The organism is Chloroflexus sp., from assembly GCF_034432675.1.
Lineage (GTDB): Bacteria > Chloroflexota > Chloroflexia > Chloroflexales > Chloroflexaceae > Chloroflexus.
Genome location: NZ_DAOUBI010000037.1, coordinates 1 through 18,917, shown reverse-complemented (window position 1 = coordinate 18,917; position 18,917 = coordinate 1). Strand labels below are relative to the sequence as shown.

Here is an 18,917-nt window from a genome sequence, read left to right as displayed (position 1 = left end):
TGACCATCGCCGGTGCCCTCGCTCGTTGGATGGGGTGCCTTACCCGCCGGTCATGCGCGTGACGCAGCGTTTGGAGTGCGGCAGCCATGCTGCCGCGCCAGCCGTGCTCACGTTCTGGCACGTGTCAGGTCGTTGACCCCGCTGGTCACGTGGATACAGGGTGTTCTCGTCACGATCCTGGAGTCGCTCGGCAACGAATGAGATACCCTCATAGGAGATGTTTTTTGAAACAGGTTCTCGGCAAAACTAAACATCATCCTGGTGCTAGAGCCTGGAAGCCGACGGGTACAACAGCAACGTCTTGAAGTCCAGGCTCGTTTTCGGCGTCTGCTTTTCTGTCAGATAACATACGGCGCAATCGTGGCATTTTATGCCCTTTTCACCACTTCCCTCGCACCTGCTGCTACGCAGTTCTGCTATAATAGCCGGCAATTCGAGCAAAGGAGCGGGCTATGACGGTCAAATATACGCGCTGGCTGCGTAGTTACGTCGGTCATCAGCGAATTTTACAGGTACGGGCAAGTGGTTTTGTGCGCAATGAAGTCGGCCAGATTCTGCTCTGTCGGCGGGCGGATGTAATGCTATGGGATGTGCCGGGTGGTACGATTAACCTCGATGAGTCGCCGGCCCAGGGCCTGGTACGGGAGGTGCGCGAGGAGACCGGTCTGCTGTTGCGACCTGAAAAACTGATTGGCATTTATAGTGGCCCCGATTTTGCCTGGAGTTACCCCAACGGTGATCAGTCGCAAATCCTGGCAATCTTTTTTGCTGCCCGTATTGTTGGTGGTGAACTCCAACAGGTCGGTCATGAAAATGTGAATGTAGGGTTCTTTGACCCCAATCATCTGCCACCACTGCTCACCCGCACCCGCCGAATGCTGGCCGATGCGTTCGCAAACCGGCCAGAGGCGGCTTTTGACTTCTAGAACATACTGTCAGGCAGGTTATCTGCCCCGTGCGTAGTAGAGCGGGGCAACCTGCCGTACCAATCCTTTCAACTCTAACAAGGCCAGTGCTGCTGCTGTCGCCGCTGCGGATTGACCGGCAGCACGACCGATAATATCGATATGCTGCGGTTCTGCCTCTACCACTGCATAGATCGCTTCTTCTTCCGCAGTCAGTGCAAGTTCTAGCGACGGTTCAAACGTCCCACCACATTGATCGAGATTGAGTGCTGCCAGCACATCATCGGCGCTGGTAACAATGACAGCCCCATCACGGATCAGGCGATGCGGACCAACGCTCAACGGACTAAAAATTGATCCGGGAACGGCCATCACCTCACGCCCTTGATCGAGAGCAAACTGGACGGTGATGAGGGCACCGCTGTTCGCACTGGCTTCAACCACTATCGTTGCCAGACTCAGCCCGGAGATAATACGGTTGCGCGGTGGAAAGTTGAGCGGTGCCGGCGGGGTGCCTGGTGGATAATCGCTTAACAATGCTCCCGATGCAATGATCTGCCCGGCCAGAGCACGGTTGCGTTCAGGATAGATCCGATCAACCCCACTGGCCAGCACGGCAATTGTGCGGCCACCAGCCTCCAGTGCGGCAGTGTGGGCAATTGTGTCAATGCCTAAAGCCAGGCCACTGACAATGGTCACTCCCGCAGTCGCCAGATCACGGGCCAGTCGTCGTGCTACTTCACGTCCATAATGACTGGGATGGCGCGTACCAACAATCGCGACCGCCCGCTGATCGGCAGGCGTAAGTGTGCCGCGCAGGTAGAGCAGTGGCGGAGGTGCCGGAGTCATGCGCAGCAAAGGTGGATAGAGTGGATCAACAACTGCCACCAGCGTAATGCCGGCAGTCCGAATCCGTGCCAGCTCAGCATCGAGATCGATGCTCTCGCGAACTGCACGCAAACCGGCCATACTACGCGCATCAAGGCCGGCAGCAACCATCGCCGCGTCATCGGCGTACCACGCCTCGGCAATCGAGCCACAACGTTCGATCAGGCGGGCCAGCCGCAACGGGCCAATACCGGGTACCAGATTGAAACCGAGATAGTAGCGGACAATATCATCCATACATCAAATCCTCTGGACAGATTTCCCATTAATAGAACCGGTTTTAACCCGCAAAAGGTGCGCGACTTGTGGCATCATGAAAAAAATTGCGATACGTGATGGAGGAAACGTATGCCCCGTGCAGTCTGGAACGGTGCCGTGATCGCCGAAAGCCCAACAACCATCGTCGTTGAGGGTAATCACTACTTCCCGCCGGAATCGGTGTGTCGCGAATATTTGCGTGACAGCCAGACCCATACGGTGTGCCCGTGGAAAGGGACGGCCAGTTACTACGACGTGGTGGTGAACGGTCAGGTGAATCGCGATGCAGCCTGGTACTACCCGACACCGAAAGAAGAAGCCCGGCAGATAGCCGGCTATATTGCCTTCTGGCGTGGAGTGCGGATTGAGGTGTAACGAACAGAGGGTAACTGGTCTGGAAGGTGAACGAACCTATGAGCTGACACGTTCAGGCACACTGGTGTTCGCAGACCAGAAATAACTGCTTACCGGATCAATTTACCGGGAATGATCGCATCCCGTACCCGCCAGTCAGCTCTCTGATACAAACCATACCTTGCTGCAGAGGCAGGTATACAACTGAGGGGTGATATCCAGCGCGGACGTCAATACCTCAGCCACGATTCTTAAACCAAGCTTCCAGGGCCAGACTCTGAGGACGGTCGTGCAGACGGACGCGGCTCAACTGACGTTGTATATTGAGACCAGAAATATTGAGTACCCGCAGCTTACCGGCAATCAGTTCAGATTGTATCGCAAAGCGTGAGACCATGCTCAACCCTAATCCGGCACTCACTGCCTGCTTCACGGCTTCGGTACTCCCCAATTCCATCACCGGACGTACCATCACGTTGTGTGCTACCAGTGCTTGTTCCATCACCTTACGTGTGCCTGAGCCAGGTTCACGCATAATGAAAGGGGCATCCTGAAGATCAGAACAATCCAGAGTAACCCGACGGGTAAGTGGATGATCGGGCGAGGCAATCACAACCATCTCATCACTCCGCCACGGCACTACCTGCAAATCTTCGTTCGCTGCTACCGGCCCTTCCACATAAGCGACATCAATCTGATAGGATAACAGGCGTTCAATAATCTGTTGGGTATTGCCAATATCCAGGAACAACTCGATACCCGGATACCGACGATGATAGTTACCGAGGAGTGGAGGTAGCAGGTAAATACCAATCGTACTACTTGCCCCAATTGCCAGCCGACCTCGTTGCAGACCGCGTAGTTCGTTCAACGCCTCAATAGCCAGTCGCTCATGCGTGAAGATGCGTCGGGCATGCTCACCCAGGATAATACCGGCCATCGTTGGGGCTACGCCGCGCGCACGCCGTTCGAGCAGGGTCGTGCCAAGTTGACGTTCCAGCTCTTGCACTGCCCGCGATACCGCCGATTGACTCATCGTGAGAACTTCGGCTGCTTTCGTGAAACTGCCCTGTTCAAGCACGGCAACGTAAATGCGTAGTAAATGCAGATTAAGTGTCACTTTGCCTCCTAACAATTTTATTCCTGATGCAATATATACCATAGCTGGCCCTTTCTGCGAATACGTCACTTCCCACTGACATACTCTATGCAATGAGGCAACACGCCAGAAACGGTCATTATTACCTCTGCTCCCTCATTACAGACATTCACTGTTGTGGTAGGCATGCCAGCATGTATGCCAGATATGTCTCTTCTGATCACTAACGCAACCGTAGCCGCTTCCTTCTTCAATCAGGTATAGCGGCAGGTCGGCGTAACGCAGCGTTTGGTTTTCGAGAGTGCGCCAGCCGGTGCAGGCATTACGAAAAAGGTAAGAGTTTGGTTAGCCCGTTGCATACGGAGTGTATCGCTTCGTGAGAATACGTCACGCAAAGATACCTTATTTTATGCACAATGAGCTGAGATCGTATGCACCAAACGTATCAATCTTGCAGACAAGAAGGTCAACTGGCTGTGAACCGCATGGATGTTGTTGTGCTGAAATGATAGAAGCTGATGAGAATCCAGGTGACGACCGGTTTATATCAAATCCGACAGAACAGTGATACGCCAGCCAGCTATCACCCTGATGCTGCCCTTGAACGATGCACGGCTGGATACCAGCGTAACAGTAGGGGCGACGCCGACACCAACCCAATCTCGTCGTGGACAAGCCTGATGATAACGAAACTATGCGTTGTACCTATGACCGGCAGAGTGACCGCAATGCCTCTCCGCACACCATCAGTCAACCAGACAACCCAACATTCCTGAACAGCCGCCAGATGCAAACGTATGTCAGCACTCTTGACTACCTGCTTGCAGCATGCAGTAATCCCAAAGTGGACACGCCTCCAGGCAGGTCTCTTTCCTGGTATTACAACGCGATCCGTTTGCAGGATGGAAGGCATATGAAAGAGCTATCTTCGATAATGTATGCATGTTTTCGATATTTTTTATCGAAAAAATCTGCTTGTTCGATAGATGCGCCTCTGCTATTATTTACCTAGTCGAGGTTCTTATGCTATAGCCAGAAAGAGCTGGCCATGACAAACTACGGCTTCCTCATCGATCAGCGGAAGTGCATCGGTTGCCACGCATGCAGTACTGCCTGCAAGTCGGAGAATGAAGTTCCACTTGGTGTCTACCGCACGTGGGTAAAGTATGTTGAAACCGGTACCTTCCCCTCCACTCGGCGCCATTTTCAGGTGACACGTTGTAACCACTGCGCCAATCCACCTTGTGTTCGCATTTGTCCAGTCACAGCCATGTATCAGCGCACCGACGGGATTGTAGAGTTTGATCCAAAGGTGTGCATCGGCTGCAAAGCCTGTTTGCAGGCCTGTCCTTACGACGCCATCTACATTGATCCAGAGAGCCACAATGCGGCGAAGTGCCACTTCTGTGCGCACCGTATCGATCAGGGTTTGAAACCGGCTTGTGAAATTGTCTGTCCCGAACAGGCGATCATCTCCGGCGATCTCGATGATCCCAATAGTCTGATCAGCCAATTAATTGCCCGTGAACCGGTTTCGGTGCGCAAGCCTGAACAGGGCACCGCACCCAAGCTGTTTTACATTGATGCTGACCAAACCACGTTGACGCCAACCGCCTCGACGACCAGTTCTACCTTTATGTGGGCTGATGTGGTGAGCGAGCAACTGGTTGGTCACCACCATACAAACGGACGAAAACAACATGCCCGTGAGGTTATTCCGCTTACTGCGGCTTCGGGAGCAAAGATCCGCCCGCCGCGTGAACAGGGGCTGGGAAGTGGTCAGAGTGCGCTGATGCTGGGTGGCCGGGTGGCCGGTCACATGGTGCAAACCGGCTACAACGCTCAACACAAGATTCCGTGGCACTGGCCGGTACCGGCATATCTGGTGACAAAAGGGATTGGGAGTGGTGTCTTTCTCGCAGTGGCCGCCGCTGTTGGTCTTGGGCTGACGCCGCTGGCTGCACCACTGCTGGCAATTGCGCTCTTTGTAAGTCTGCTCTTCATTGGTATTACAACCGCTCTGCTAGTGTTTGATCTGGAAAAGCCGCATCTGTTCTTTACCATTCTCACCCGCCCACAATGGCGGAGCTGGTTGACGCGCGGGGCGTTTATCCTGATTGCCTTTACGCTGATTGGCGGACTGTGGTTCTTGGCTGAAGCTGGCGCTGCCTTGAATATCTGGCCAGAAGACTCTGTCTCAGGCATACGGCCAATCTTGGCCTGGATCGGGATGCCCCTGGCGGTGCTTGCAGCTATCTATACCGCGTTCCTCTTTGCGCAGGCCGAGGGGCGTGACCTGTGGCAAAGCCCCCTCTTGCCGGCCCATCTCCTGGTACAGGCAGTAATGGTTGGTGCCGGTACACTCTTGTTGCTCGCACCGTTTGTGGCTATGCCGGCAGCATTTCTCACCCTGCTCGGCTGGCTCTTTGCCGGTAGTTTGCTGATCGATCTCTTTATGCTCCTGATTGGTGAGTTCGGTATCCCTCATGCCAGTGAAGTTGCTGCCCGCGCCGCGCACGATATTAGCCACGGCCGCTACCGCAACCACTTCTGGCAAGGAGCGATTGCCCTCGGTCACGTTCTCCCGGTGCTGTGTATCATCCTGGCGTTCATTGTCCCGATCCTGGCGATGCCACTCCTGGCTGTAGCCGGACTGGCCGCAATTGCCGGGTTGTACGCCTTTGAATACGCTTTCGTCATGGCGCCGCAACACGTGCCGAACAGTTAAGTGAGGTATCATCATGGCGACATCACTCCTTCATCGTCTGCTTGGAACACTTGGTCAACAATCACCTTCGCGGGTCGAGCCGCTCACACCACCGGTACAGGCGTATGTCACGAGCACTGCGCCCACCGCAACGCTAACCGGTAGCCAGGAACTGCGTGACTACCCACCGGTCGAACGCTGGCAAGACTGGACGGAGTACGATCCCAAAGCCTGGCCGCAAAAGGTGGCCCGCCGCTACACGCTGGTACCAACGGTCTGCTTCAATTGCGAGAGTGCCTGTGGACTGCTGGCCTACGTTGATGTCGAAACCCTCAAGATCAAAAAGTTCGAGGGCAATCCGCTCCACCCCGGTAGTCGCGGTCGCAACTGTGCGAAAGGGCCGGCAACGCTCAATCAGGTCTATGACCCCGACCGGATTCTCTATCCTTTGAAGCGGGCCGGTAAGCGTGGTGAAGGCAAATGGGTGCGCGTCTCGTGGGACGAAGCGCTCGACGATATTGCCTCTCGTGTGCGCAAAGCAATTATCGAGAAGCGCCAGACCGAGATCATCTACCACGTTGGTCGTCCCGGTCACGATGGCTTTATGGAGTGGGTATTGCCGGCATGGGGCGTCGATGGTCACAACTCGCACACCAACGTCTGCTCGTCAGGTGCACGCTGTGGGCAGGCGATGTGGATGGGGCTCGACCGGCCTTCACCCGATCACGCGAATGCACGTGTCATTCTCCTCATCAGCTCGCATCTTGAGACCGGCCACTATTTCAACCCGCACGCCCAGCGGATTATGGAAGGTAAGATGGCCGGCGCAAAGCTCATCGTGCTCGACACCCGCCTCTCGAATACTGCCTCACTAGCCGATGAGTGGCTCTCGCCGTGGCCGGGTAGCGAGACGGCAATTCTGCTCGCGATTGCCAATTATCTCATTCGTACCGGGCAGTACAATCGCGATTTTGTGCGCCGCTGGGTCAATTGGGCAGATTATCTGCGGGCCGAACATCCCGATCTACCAGTCAGCTTTGAGCATTTCGAGATGAAGTTGCAAGAGCTGTACGCGCAGTACACCTTTGAGTTTGCGGCCCAGGAGAGTGGAGTCAGTGCTGAGCAGATCGAGCGTGTAGCCAAAATCATCGCCCGTTGCGAAGGCAAACTCGCCACTCATAGCTGGCGCAGCGCAACCAGTGCCAACCTTGGCGGCTGGATGATTGCTCGTTGTCTCTGGTTCCTCAATGTCCTGACCGGATCGATTGGGGTCGAAGGTGGCACATCGGCCAATGTGTGGGACAAGTGGATTCCGCGTCACCCGAACATGGCACCCCACGTGAAGGTCTGGAATGAGCTGACCTGGCCACAGGAGTATCCGCTCAATTTCTACGAAATGAGCATTTTGCTCCCGCACTTCCTGAAAGAAGGGCGGGGTAAGGTTGACACCTATTTCACCCGTGTCTACAATCCGCTCTGGACAAACCCCGATGGCATGAGCTGGCTGGAAGTCTTGACCGATGAGAGCAAAATTGGTCTCCACGTTCATCTCTCACCAACCTGGAGCGAGACGGGTTGGTTCGCCGACTACATCTTGCCGATGGGTGTCGGTGCCGAACGCCACGATGTGATGAGCCAGGAGACGCACGCCGGCTGCTGGATTGCCTTCCGTCAGCCAGTTCTACGCGAAGCAATGCGCCGACTGGGTAAGCCAGTGAACGATACCCGTGAAGCGAATCCTGGTGAAGTCTGGGAAGAAGTTGAGTTCTGGATTGAGCTGTCGTGGCGGATTGATCCCGATGGCAGTCTAGGGATTCGTAAAACCTTTGAAAGCCCGTACCGACCTGGTCAGAAGATCACTGTTGACGAGTTCTACGGCTGGATGTTCGAGAACCACGTGCCGGGTCTACCCGAAGCCGCGGCAAAAGAGGGATTAACCCCGCTGGAATATATGCGGCGCTACGGTGCATTCGAGCTGCGTAAAGGCGTGCAACCTACCTTCGACAAACCGCTCAGTGCGGCTGACCTGAGCGACGCGACGATTGATCCGAATACCGGTATCGTTTACACCAGGACACCAGCACCACCATCATCGAACATTACGCCACTGCCCTACTTCGAGCCTGATCCCGAACGTGGCCGACCAATCGGTATCAAACTGGAAGATGGTTCGATTGTGACTGGCTTCCCCACCCCGTCGCGCCGGCTTGAGTTCTACTCAACTACCTTACGCGATTGGGGATGGCCGGAGTACGCTATTCCTACGTACATTCATAGCCACGTACATCCCAGCAAGATTGACCGGAGCAAGAATGAGGCGGTACTGCTCTCTACCTTCCGACTACCCACACTGATTCACACCCGCAGCGGGAATGCCAAGTGGCTCTACGAGATCAGCCACAAGAACCCGGTCTGGATTCACACCAGCGATGCCGAACGGCTCGGCTTGCGTACCGGTGACCTGATCAAAGTCGTGACCGAGATCGGCTACTTCGTTGATCGGGTTTGGGTGACAGAAGGCATTCGCCCTGGTGTCATCGCCTGTTCGCACCATCTAGGGCGATGGCGGCTCCAGGAAGATGGCGGCGGTCGGCTCTCGACTGCTCTGGTCGAACTCAAACAAGAGGGTCAAGGTGAATGGCGTATGCGGCAGCTTCACGGCATCCGCCCCTACCAGAGCGACGATCCCGACACCTCGCGCATCTGGTGGGAAGATGCCGGTGTGCATCAGAACCTGACCTTTGCCGTACACCCTGATCCAATCAGCGGCATGCACTGCTGGCATCAGAAAGTACGCCTCGAACCAGCCGGCCCGAACGACCGCTATGGCGACATTTATGTCGATACCAAACGGGCACACGAAGTCTACCGTGAATGGCTGGCAATGACGCGACCGGCAAGCAAGGTGTCACCAAACGGCATGCGTCGGCCACACTGGCTGTTGCGACCGTTCCGCCCGGCCCGTGAGGCGTATTTCCTGCCGGAGAAAAAATCGTGAACGATACCGCTGACCTTGTAGCCCGCCAGACTCTGGCCGATGTCATTGGCCGTCTGCTCATTGCACCGCCTTCCGCTCAGCTTTGGGCGGAGGCAGTGGCACTGCCCGAACTGGCAACGGTGATGACAGATCAAACGGAGAGCCTGGCGGTTGCGTATGAGCAGACCTTCGGACGCAATGTCTACCCTTACGAGTCGCTTTACCGCGACGAAGAACTCATGCTCAACACCGCAGCCGCCGATCAGGTGGCGGCTTTCTACGCTACCTGTGGCTTTACGCCACCACAGACTGTTGGCGCTCCCGACCATTTGGGGGTCGAATTCCTCTTTCTTGCCCGCCTGATCGCCACTGAAGCAGCAGCTCTGGCCGATGGCGACAGTGGATTGCAGCACTGGGCACACCAACACGCAGCGTCCTTTCTCAGCAACCATCTCGCCGTCTGGGTGCCGGTTTGGGCGCATGCTGTGCAGCGCATTCCCGGTCATCCACTCTATCAAACCCTGACAACCCTCGCGGTAGAATTTATCGAGAGCGAACTGGAGCGTCTTCAACCGGTACCGTCCTCATCTCGCTCATACATTCCGCTCGCAACGAGCGCTGCCTCGCCGGAAACAGATGACCTCAACACGCTGATACGTCATCTCATCACACCGGTACACGCCGGCATCTTCTTCAGTCGCGCCGATTGCTCACAGTTGGCCCGCCGGCTCGGATTTTCAATCCCAATTGGGGATCGCTTCACGATGATGCGCACCCTCTTCGAGACTGCCGGCGAGTTTGAGCAAGCAGACGGATTAATCGTTGCCCTGCAAGAAATGATGTCAGCCGAAGCACAAAGGTTGTCTCTGCTGATTGATGGGCAGGCGGCCTGGCAACCATTTCTCGCCCCGTGGATCGAGCGGTTGGAGCGTAGTCAACGCTTGATCAGCACCTAGCTTTACACGAGACTCGGTCTTCTGCACTCTTCAGCCGCGACTGCACAGGCTTGCGCCTGTGCAATTTGCTTGTCGTTATCAACCAGTGCGACTCCACGCGAGGTTGCTCACTGCACAATATCAGAGACACACCTTGAACTGGTGTCTTCCGACCCCAACGGCTCAAGGACGAACAGAACCTGTGAGCGCGGGCAAGCGGAAGGGCTTGGTGATGAGCTGAAAGCCCTCACCCCCGGCCCCTCTACCGCAGTGCAGGCTATGCATTACCCACATGTCACGCTGCGTTAGGCCGGGCTGCAAGCGCTCCCCGTGGCGAGGGCTTCCAGCCCGCGTGCAGGCATTCCCAATACCGCAGTTATGTGCTGGCCGTGGCCGCTGGTGCACAGGCTAGAAGCCTGCGCCACGGTCTAATACACCATCTACCTCCGCCACCACTGCGACTATCCGCTTCCCGTTCGTGACGTGAGACCCACGCGACAGTCCGTAGGGGCGGGTTGAGAACCCGCCCCTACGGAACCCACCCCTGCGTCCCACCGGCACCAGCACGCTGTGGGGCAGGATGCTGGCCTGCGTTCAGCCATCCCTATCATCAGAGACACGTACCGGCACGGGAGTCCGCTGCAATCCGCGTCGGATCGTGCGTGCGGCTAGTGCGGCAGCCATGCTGCCGCACTCCATACCACGCGACACGGGCATCACTGCCCGGTAACGGTATCGTCGCCGAAACGTGATCTCACTGCATGCGGAGCGAGAATGCCAGTTTGGCATCTCAACGCTTAGGGATGGTGACAGGGGAATTGTCGGATCACGGCTCATGAACTCTCCTCCACCAGAATCCACCCGGCCTTTTCGCTTTCAGCCCCCGTGCACTGCCATGCTATACTTGGGTGTGTTTGCACATCTCACAAACACGTGAGAAACGTTACGCTCACCGGTTTTGCAGGTTATTGTTACGAACAATTGCCTGTCATGCACCGACATTCATGCTCTTTTCGATAGCTTTGGACAAGGAGCTTCATCATGATCACCTATACGATTGCGATGCCAATGCCGCATTCCCACCTCTTTCATGTGCAGATCGAGATCGAACGTAACGAAACTGGTGAGATTCGCCTATCGTTACCGGCATGGTCTCCTGGTTCATATATGATTCGTGAGTTTGCACGCCATGTGCAGGAATTTCAAGCGGTTGACGCGCAGGGTGTGCGGTTGCCGTGGCGAAAAATTCGCAAAGATTGCTGGCTGGTCGAGGCCGGTGCTGCGTCGCGGGTGATAGTGACCTACAAAGTATACGCATTTGATCTTACTGTGCGTACCAGTCATCTTGACGGATCGCACGGCTATTTCAATGGCGCAAATGTGTTTATGTATGTCCACGGTCGCACTCAGGAACCATTGATCTTGCACGTCGACCCACCCACTAGCTGGCAGGTGACGACCGGCCTGACCGCGTTACCACCCGATCCGGCGCGTCCGCAGCGCGCTTCATTCCAGGCCACCGATTACGATGAATTGATCGATTGCCCGGTTGAATGCGGAACGCATCGCTTGCTCACCTTCACGGTTGATAATGTCCCACACACTATTACCATTTGGGGCCACGGCAACGAAAACGAAGAGCGATTGCTGGCCGATACCAAACGAATTGTTGAGGTGCAGCGAGCAATGTTCGGTAGTCTACCCTACCGCGACTATACCTTCATTGTGCATCTGACCGATGGCAAGGGTGGTGGACTCGAGCATCGCAATAGTGCTACCAATATGGTTGACCGCTGGACATTCGGTGAGAACTACGAGCGCTATTTGAGTCTGACTTCGCACGAACTGTTTCACGCCTGGAACGTCAAGCGATTGCGCCCGGCACCCCTGGGGCCGTTCGATTATCAAAACGAGAACTACACCCGACTCCTGTGGTTGATGGAGGGCGCCACCAGCTATTACGACGATTTGCTGCTGGTACGAGCCGGACTGATGAGTGAAGAGCGTTATTTGCAAAAACTGGCAGAGAAGATCGTCCAATTGCAGAGTCAACCCGGTCGCCGTCTCCAGAGCCTCGAACAGAGTAGTTTTGACGCCTGGATTAAGCTCTACCGTCCCGATGAAAACAGTATCAATTCAAGCATCTCGTACTATTTGAAAGGTGCGTTGGTGTGCTGGATGTTTGACATGGCGATCCGGGCGCAAACCAATAACGAACGCAGCTTCGACGATGTGATGCGCTATTTGTACCAGCGTTACCCAATCACCGGACCGGGCATCCCGGAGGACGGCGCAGTACTGGCAGCAATTGAAGCGATTGGCGGTACAGACAATGGCTTACGTTCGCTCTACGAACGCTATGTTGTCGGTGTCGAAGAACTGGATTATGCAGCAGCGCTGGCTGTTGTCGGGTTGGAACCGCGCTGGCAATACCGCCGACCACGGCCCGATGGTCAGCCACCGGCATGGCTGGGTGTGAGTTGGAAGAAACAGGGTGAGCGCACCATTGTGGCTACAGTGCGTAGCGACGGCCCTGCTTACGAGGCGGGGGTATATGCCGATGATGAGCTGGTTGCTCTCGATGGCTGGCGCGTCAATGAAGAGCGTTTGCAGCAACGACTGCTTGAACGTCACCCCGGTGATGTCGTGCGGTTGACCCTCTTCCGGGGAGATGCATTGATTGAAGTCCCGGTGACACTGGCTGTCGCGCCATATGATATGCTATCACTGGTCAATGTAGCAGCGCCGACGGCTGCCCAATTGCACACCCGTTCAGCGTGGCTGCAAAGAATGGTCTAGGCACTTCACAGAACAAGAGTGACAGCGACGATGAATACAACGTCAACTGAGACACGCAAAGCAATGGCGGCAGCAGCGGCGGTAGCACTGGTACGGCCAGGGATGGTGATCGGGTTGGGCTTTGGCAGTACTGCCGCCTACGCCACACGCATGATTGCCGAACGTCTGCACCGGGGCGATCTGAACGACATCGTTGGTGTACCGTGTGCCGAGGGCACTGCCCAACTGGCTCGCGAACTGGGTATTCCGCTTACAACGCTCGACGAAGTCGCTGCGGTGGATTTGACCATTGACGGCGCCGACGAGGTTGATCCGCGACTGTCGTTGATAAAAGGTGGTGGCGGAGCACTATTGCGTGAAAAGATGGTCGCGCAGGCCAGTCGGCGGGTCGCGATTATTGTTGATGACAGCAAACTGTCACCAGCCCTCGGCACACGCTTTGCCTTACCGCTCGAAGTCGTCGATTTTGGCTGGCGCACTACTGCACGCTGGCTGGCGGCACAGGGCGGAACGGTGCAGCTTCGCCTGCAGGCCGATGGTCAACCCTTCCGTACCGATCAGGGAAACCTTATTCTCGATTGGGCGTGCGGCCCACTCAACGATCCGGCAGCGCTGGCAGATCAGCTATCAGCGCGAGCCGGTATTGTCGAACACGGTCTGTTCATTGGTCTGGCAACCGATCTCTTTGTGGCCGGCCCGGACGGTGTGCAGCACGTGACCACCAGCGATTGCGGTACAATAGCCTGTTAGTCTTTCATTCACAATAACAGGGATGCTATGCGGCTTGCGCCTTCAATTCTCACGGCTGATTTTGCGCGTTTGGGCGATCAGGTTGCCACGGCCTGTGCTGCCGGTATTGACTGGATTCATCTCGATGTGATGGATGGCCGGTTTGTGCCGAATATCAGTTTCGGTCCGCTGATTGTTCGCGCATTGCGACCACTAGCCGATCAATACGGAGCATTACTCGATGCTCACCTGATGATTGTTGAGCCAGAACGCTACCTGGCCGACTTTGCCGCTGCCGGCGCCGATCTGATAACCGTCCACGCTGAAGCGACGCCTCACGTGCATCGGGCCGTGCAAATGATCCACGATCTGGGTAAAAAAGCCGGGGTTGCCATCAACCCGGCAACCCCTCTCAGCATGGTCGAAGAGCTAATCGATCAGGTAGAACTCATCTTGTTAATGACGGTCAATCCCGGTTTTGGCGGACAGACGCTCATTCCGTCGGTACTCGCAAAAGTACAGCGGCTGCGCACTCTGCTGGGTGATCGTCCGGTGGAGATTATGGTTGATGGTGGGGTTAATCCAACCACCATCGCCGCCTGTGCAACTGCCGGTGCGACGGTGGCAGTCGTTGGATCGGCGGTGTTTGGCCCGCAACCAATCCCGGATGCCATTAGCGAGCTGCGCATAGCATTGGGTGAGGCCATTCCGGGTAAGTGATGGACTAAAGGATGCATGCGGGTCAAAACAGAACCTTACTCTTGTGGACAAGACATGTGTTGAAATGATGCAGGTGATCTATGTATCTGGCCGGTGACATCGGCGGCACAAAGACGATTCTGGCCCTCTTTGATCAGGCGACCGGACCACATCATCCGGTTTTTGAACAGACATTTGCCAGTGCGCGTTATCCCGATTTAGAGACGATGATTGCTGAGTTTCGCGAACAACATCCGGTTCCCATTGAGGGCGCAGCGTTTGGCGTCGCCGGGCCGGTGGTCAGCGGACGGGCCAGTATCACGAATCTGAGCTGGACAATTGACGCAGCCAGATTGAGTGCGGTGTTAAACGGCGCACCGGTACGCCTGTTAAACGATCTGGAAGCGATTGCCCAATCGGTTCCGATTCTCGAACCTGCTGATCTGGAAACGCTTACTGTGGGGCAAGTCATTGCTGGTGGCGCAATTGGGGTCATCGCCCCCGGTACCGGTCTGGGTGAGGCATTTCTCACCTGGGACGGGGTACGCTATCGCCCGCACCCCTCTGAAGGCGGTCACACGACATTCGCGCCCCGCAATCAGGTTGAAAAAGATCTACTCGATTACCTGCATCAACGGTATAATCACGTCAGCTACGAACGTGTCTGCTCGGGCATTGGCATACCGAATTTATACGCTTTTGTGCGTGACCGACTGCTCCAACGCGAAACGCCGGCGGTCGCCGAGCAACTGGCCGCTGCCAGTGATCCCACCCCAGTAATCGTCCAGTCCGGGATGGCAACCGAACAGATGTGTCTGGTATGCCGCACCACCCTTGAACTGTTCGTTGACATTCTGGCTGCCGAAGCCGGTAATCTGGCGCTAAAGGTACTAGCAACTGGCGGCGTATACATTGGTGGCGGTTTACCACCACGGATGCTGCCATTGATCAAGCGTGAACGGTTTTTGCAGGTCTTTCGTGACAAAGGGCGTTTCAGTGAATTGCTAAGCCAGGTGCCGATTCACGTCATCCTCGAACCGAAAGCCGGTCTTCTCGGCGCAGCAGCAGCAGCAATGAGTTGACACGGTTAACATTTTAGTGTATAAATAACACTAAATCACAACGGAGGGAGATAATCGATCATGCAGGATGAACGTCCGGTACCTTACGACATCAGCAAATATCAACTGCCGGCTGTCACTGTCGATGTGGTCATCTTTAGCCTGATCAATCGCACGCTGCACGTCTTACTGGTACAGCGCAAGCGCTGGCCATTTGAAGGACGCTGGGCGATACCGGGCGGTTTCATCCGGCTTGACGAATCGCTTGAAGAGGCTGCACGTCGTGAACTCGAAGAGGAGACTGGGGTACGAGATGTGTACCTTGAGCAGCTCTACACCTTCGGCGATGTTCAGCGCGATCCGCGTCACCGTGTGATCAGTGTGGCCTACATTGCACTGGTACGCGCTGATGCACAGACGATCCGGGTGAGCGCTGAAAACAGCGATGTGCGCTGGTTCCCGGTTGACCATCTGCCCACGCCGTTGGCCTTCGATCACGATCAGATTCTGGCCTATGCTCTCTCGCGGTTGCGCTCGAAGCTTGAGTATACGACGCTGGCGTTTCAGTTGCTACCTGAACTCTTCTCGATCCTCGAATTGAAACACATTTACGAGCAGATTTTGGGGGAAAAGCTCGACAAGGGCAATTTCTACCGCAAGATCAAAGAGGCCGGCATTCTGGAAGAGACACCCTATATGCGTGAAGGCCGTGGGCGACCAACCCGCCTCTGGCGGTTTCGCCGTGATCGATCCGGCGATAAGCAATTTGTCTTCCGCTGGCGCGAGGATCGCCGTGAAGGGGTGAGTTGACCCAAATGACACGTCTAGCGTGCTATACCAAATCTTGACCGTCAATATGCCTCATTCTGGTGTCGTACCCGTGCTGAAGTGCGCAAGCGCTGGTATGCGCCGGGAGTGCAAGACTCCGGCTCACTCATCATCTGCAACAGCCCGCCGTGCCCGCCACCAACGGTATATCGCTCCCCTGAGCCAACACGCGACAGCAGGAGCCATCTGTCACCGGTAGTTCCCACCCCCAGAGATGAAATAGGATCGGGGCATGTCGCAGGGCACTGGTGGATACAACACCACCGTTACCCACTCATCACCCATCTCGCTGGCGCTGTGCCTGAGCGTGATAACCCGTGAACCGGTTCGTGTACCGCTGACAAACCATCTAAGCCATAAACGCACTGGTAGTACGCCGGCAGTACGCCAGCATGGGTCTAACGATCCGAATGATGTCATTCAAGATTTGATTTACTCACTATATTCCGCGCAACGTTTGCGCTCCTGAACCGGTTTATATAGAGAACACCGCTTCTGCTCAGGAGCGCATTATGATCCAGCATGCTCTCCCAATTGCTCGTCACTGCTGCCTTTGCGCACCGACCACCGACAGACCGTCTCTCTCCCACACGCATCACCCGGCACTCCGGCGATCCGGTGTGGTACAATATTGCTCCAACACCGCTTCCACGCCGATACCAACATCATCAGGGAGGTATCACGATGACCCACCTCAAGCCCAATCTGACCCGTGCGCACACACCACGCACAGCCCCTGCCGACGACCCGTTTCGCTACGGCTGGCGCTTTGTGCCCCGCCCCACCCCCGACGACCCCCATCATCTCGAACAGGTGCCGCTCACCCTCGAGGATGTCCTCCATCCGGAGGTGGGAGACGTCATCGTGCATAGCGACCGTCACGAAACCGACCGGATGTATCTCACCAGTGTGCTGCGGGAGCGCCTGGAGTCGTCGGGAATAGCCGTCGTGCTCACCGATGTGCGTATCGCCTGGGACGTGCCCAACCTCCGCCCGCACAGCCCGGACGTGACGGTCATTCCCGGTCTCCCCGCACGGCGGAACTGGAGCACCTTCGATGTACAGGAGGAAGGACGGCGTCCGGCACTCATCATTGAGATTACCTCGCCGGAGACCCGCCAGAATGATCTGGAGGCCAAGGTTGAGCACTATGCATGGGCAGAGGTGGCGCAGTACGTGATCGTCGATACCACCCGCTCCGAGCCACGACGGCTGCGCTTACTGGACTATCGATTGGTCGGGGATCGCTACGTGCGCCAGCAGCTTGACGCGAATGGGCGGGTGTATCTGGCGATAGCCCGGCTCTGGGTCGGAATTGTGGGCGACCACGTGGTATGCTACGACGAGCAGGGGGCGGAGATCGGCGACTACACTGAGGTGGTGCGGCGTGCCCGCCAGGAAGCGGCAGCCCGGGCGCTAGCCGAGGAGCGGGCACGCCTGGCTGAAGAACAAGCCCGCCGTGAAACCGAAGCGCGTGCCGCTGCTGAAGAACAGGCCCGCCGTGAAGCCGAAGCGCGTGCCGCTGCTGAAGAACAGGCCCGCCGTGAAGCCGAGGCTCGCGTCGCCGCTGAAGAACAGGCCCGCCGTGAAGCCGAAGCACGAGCGGCAGAAGCGGCGGCACGGGCGGAAGTCGAAGCTCGTCTACGCGCGCTTGAGGAAACATTACGTCGATTGCACGGCAATGGATAGTGTTATCAGGAGTGCAGTATGGCGTGTGGCGAATGGGCTTGTCACATACGCAGCCGATTCGGGAGTTTCCCTATTTCAGGTGGTGTCCCGAACTAGCTGCCTGCGGAGCCAGGATGTAGAATCTCGTTCAACTTCTCGACGCCAGGGCTCGCATATCGATCAGATTACTACTGATAACTCAAGTTGCCGCCTATACTATGGGCATGCCATGGAGTCTGACTGCCAGGATAAACAGCACGACGTTGTGTGCAACACCGTGTGGTGTACCTGCATGAACGATGTGAGGAGCATCCAGTTCCCATCGATGCGCTACATCACGCCTCACGGTAGCAACTCAGGTTATACCTATCCTCTGTGTCCTCTGTGGTGACAAAGGTAGCGACCTGGGTTGCTGACACCCGAACACGACATCAACGACGCCGACAGGCATCATCATCACACGTCGTGCTACCGCCGAAGAGATAGCGATTGCGGGCAATTAATTCGTACACCGGTTGGGCCAGTGTCAGGGCACCGGGCAAACGCAAGAGTTCACCTAAACCGCGTAGTGTCGGTAACTGTAAGAGAATTTCGCGTACTGCCTCGGCACCACGGTAGATAGTACCGTCTGGACCGACGACATGCAATTGCCCCATCGCTTCTTCATGGCTGATCTGGGGAAAACGTTCCCGCGCACTAGTGCTGTTGGCGTCGAGTAGCTCGATCTGGTTGTGATCATCGTAACCGGCAATCAATGCGGCCTGGCTGCGACATATCCGGCAGTTGCCATCGTAAAGCATTGTGTAGCGCATAGGTGTTTTCTATCGATCAGTACGGCACAATTGCCGTTACAACTAATGCCAGAACTAGAATGCCGATGATGACGGCACTCAGGATGCGAAACCATTGCTGATAACGTTTGCGACTCATATCACTCTCCTGGAAGAGGTTGAATCAAGCGGTTTTATCGCTCTCTATCATTATACCTGTACTGATGGCAACCTGACTGG

14 protein-coding genes are annotated in these 18,917 nt (G+C 56.1%); 11 read left to right on the top strand and 3 right to left on the bottom strand.

The window, feature by feature from the left end; genetic code table 11:
* Positions 1 to 452 precede the first annotated feature (452 nt).
* Positions 453 to 926, top strand: coding sequence for an NUDIX domain-containing protein (locus VAE55_RS03190; protein ID WP_322814368.1), 474 nt, complete (start codon positions 453 to 455; stop codon positions 924 to 926).
* A gap of 18 nt (positions 927 to 944) precedes the next feature.
* On the opposite strand, the gene dprA is transcribed toward VAE55_RS03190, so the two are convergent.
* Entirely contained in the window at positions 945 to 2,030 is a 1,086-nt protein-coding gene (gene dprA, locus VAE55_RS03185; RefSeq protein ID WP_322814367.1) for a DNA-processing protein DprA, read from the bottom strand.
* Between the two features lie 111 nt (positions 2,031 to 2,141).
* On the opposite strand from dprA, the gene VAE55_RS03180 reads away from it, so the two are divergent.
* On the top strand, positions 2,142 to 2,426 hold the full coding sequence (locus tag VAE55_RS03180; protein WP_322814366.1) for a DUF427 domain-containing protein: 285 nt from the start codon (positions 2,142 to 2,144) through the stop codon (positions 2,424 to 2,426).
* A gap of 217 nt (positions 2,427 to 2,643) precedes the next feature.
* Here VAE55_RS03180 and VAE55_RS03175 read toward each other — a convergent pair whose 3' ends face one another.
* Entirely contained in the window at positions 2,644 to 3,525 is an 882-nt protein-coding gene (locus tag VAE55_RS03175; protein WP_322814365.1) for a LysR family transcriptional regulator, read from the bottom strand.
* A gap of 1,027 nt (positions 3,526 to 4,552) precedes the next feature.
* On the opposite strand from VAE55_RS03175, the gene VAE55_RS03170 reads away from it, so the two are divergent.
* The 9 genes from VAE55_RS03170 to VAE55_RS03130 all read left to right on the top strand — a co-directional run bounded on the left by VAE55_RS03170 (position 4,553) and on the right by VAE55_RS03130 (position 17,928).
* Complete coding sequence (locus VAE55_RS03170; protein WP_322814364.1) at positions 4,553 to 6,232, top strand: 4Fe-4S dicluster domain-containing protein; 1,680 nt, start codon at positions 4,553 to 4,555, stop codon at positions 6,230 to 6,232.
* 13 nt (positions 6,233 to 6,245) lie between these two features.
* The gene (locus VAE55_RS03165) at positions 6,246 to 9,209 is read left to right on the top strand and encodes a molybdopterin-dependent oxidoreductase (RefSeq protein ID WP_322814363.1); all 2,964 of its coding nucleotides are present in this window, start codon (positions 6,246 to 6,248) and stop codon (positions 9,207 to 9,209) included.
* Positions 9,206 to 10,144, top strand: coding sequence for a molecular chaperone TorD family protein (locus tag VAE55_RS03160; protein ID WP_322814362.1), 939 nt, complete (start codon positions 9,206 to 9,208; stop codon positions 10,142 to 10,144). The genes VAE55_RS03165 and VAE55_RS03160 overlap by 4 nt, the downstream gene beginning before the upstream one ends.
* Before the next feature lie 1,020 nt (positions 10,145 to 11,164).
* Positions 11,165 to 12,922, top strand: coding sequence for a M61 family metallopeptidase (locus tag VAE55_RS03155; RefSeq protein ID WP_322814361.1), 1,758 nt, complete (start codon positions 11,165 to 11,167; stop codon positions 12,920 to 12,922).
* A 30-nt stretch (positions 12,923 to 12,952) separates the two neighbouring features.
* Complete coding sequence (rpiA, locus tag VAE55_RS03150; protein ID WP_322814360.1) at positions 12,953 to 13,672, top strand: ribose-5-phosphate isomerase RpiA; 720 nt, start codon at positions 12,953 to 12,955, stop codon at positions 13,670 to 13,672.
* Positions 13,673 to 13,699: 27 nt separating this feature from the next.
* Positions 13,700 to 14,371, top strand: coding sequence for a ribulose-phosphate 3-epimerase (rpe, locus tag VAE55_RS03145; RefSeq protein WP_322814359.1), 672 nt, complete (start codon positions 13,700 to 13,702; stop codon positions 14,369 to 14,371).
* An 80-nt stretch (positions 14,372 to 14,451) separates the two neighbouring features.
* The gene (gene glk / locus VAE55_RS03140) at positions 14,452 to 15,432 is read left to right on the top strand and encodes a glucokinase (protein ID WP_322814358.1); all 981 of its coding nucleotides are present in this window, start codon (positions 14,452 to 14,454) and stop codon (positions 15,430 to 15,432) included.
* Positions 15,433 to 15,492: 60 nt separating this feature from the next.
* Positions 15,493 to 16,221: an NUDIX hydrolase gene (locus tag VAE55_RS03135; RefSeq protein WP_012259042.1), complete on the top strand. Its 729-nt coding sequence runs from the start codon at positions 15,493 to 15,495 to the stop codon at positions 16,219 to 16,221.
* A 702-nt stretch (positions 16,222 to 16,923) separates the two neighbouring features.
* Positions 16,924 to 17,928: a Uma2 family endonuclease gene (locus tag VAE55_RS03130; RefSeq protein ID WP_322814357.1), complete on the top strand. Its 1,005-nt coding sequence runs from the start codon at positions 16,924 to 16,926 to the stop codon at positions 17,926 to 17,928.
* Between the two features lie 410 nt (positions 17,929 to 18,338).
* On the opposite strand, the gene VAE55_RS03125 is transcribed toward VAE55_RS03130, so the two are convergent.
* Complete coding sequence (locus tag VAE55_RS03125) at positions 18,339 to 18,719, bottom strand: thiol-disulfide oxidoreductase DCC family protein (RefSeq protein WP_012259041.1); 381 nt, start codon at positions 18,717 to 18,719, stop codon at positions 18,339 to 18,341.
* Positions 18,720 to 18,917: the final 198 nt, after the last annotated feature.

Excerpts from the sequence above, each read along its gene's own strand:
- VAE55_RS03135 (WP_012259042.1), top strand. The coding sequence starts at position 15,493 with ATGCAGGATGAACGTCCGGTACCTTACGACATCAGCAAATATCAACTG.
- VAE55_RS03125 (WP_012259041.1), bottom strand. The coding sequence starts at position 18,719 with ATGCGCTACACAATGCTTTACGATGGCAACTGCCGGATATGTCGCAGC.
- rpiA (WP_322814360.1), top strand. The coding sequence starts at position 12,953 with ATGAATACAACGTCAACTGAGACACGCAAAGCAATGGCGGCAGCAGCG.
- VAE55_RS03190 (WP_322814368.1), top strand. The coding sequence starts at position 453 with ATGACGGTCAAATATACGCGCTGGCTGCGTAGTTACGTCGGTCATCAG.
- VAE55_RS03180 (WP_322814366.1), top strand. The coding sequence starts at position 2,142 with ATGCCCCGTGCAGTCTGGAACGGTGCCGTGATCGCCGAAAGCCCAACA.
- VAE55_RS03165 (WP_322814363.1), top strand. The coding sequence starts at position 6,246 with ATGGCGACATCACTCCTTCATCGTCTGCTTGGAACACTTGGTCAACAA.
- dprA (WP_322814367.1), bottom strand. The coding sequence starts at position 2,030 with ATGGATGATATTGTCCGCTACTATCTCGGTTTCAATCTGGTACCCGGT.
- rpe (WP_322814359.1), top strand. The coding sequence starts at position 13,700 with ATGCGGCTTGCGCCTTCAATTCTCACGGCTGATTTTGCGCGTTTGGGC.
- VAE55_RS03130 (WP_322814357.1), top strand. The coding sequence starts at position 16,924 with ATGACCCACCTCAAGCCCAATCTGACCCGTGCGCACACACCACGCACA.
- glk (WP_322814358.1), top strand. The coding sequence starts at position 14,452 with ATGTATCTGGCCGGTGACATCGGCGGCACAAAGACGATTCTGGCCCTC.
- VAE55_RS03170 (WP_322814364.1), top strand. The coding sequence starts at position 4,553 with ATGACAAACTACGGCTTCCTCATCGATCAGCGGAAGTGCATCGGTTGC.
- VAE55_RS03155 (WP_322814361.1), top strand. The coding sequence starts at position 11,165 with ATGATCACCTATACGATTGCGATGCCAATGCCGCATTCCCACCTCTTT.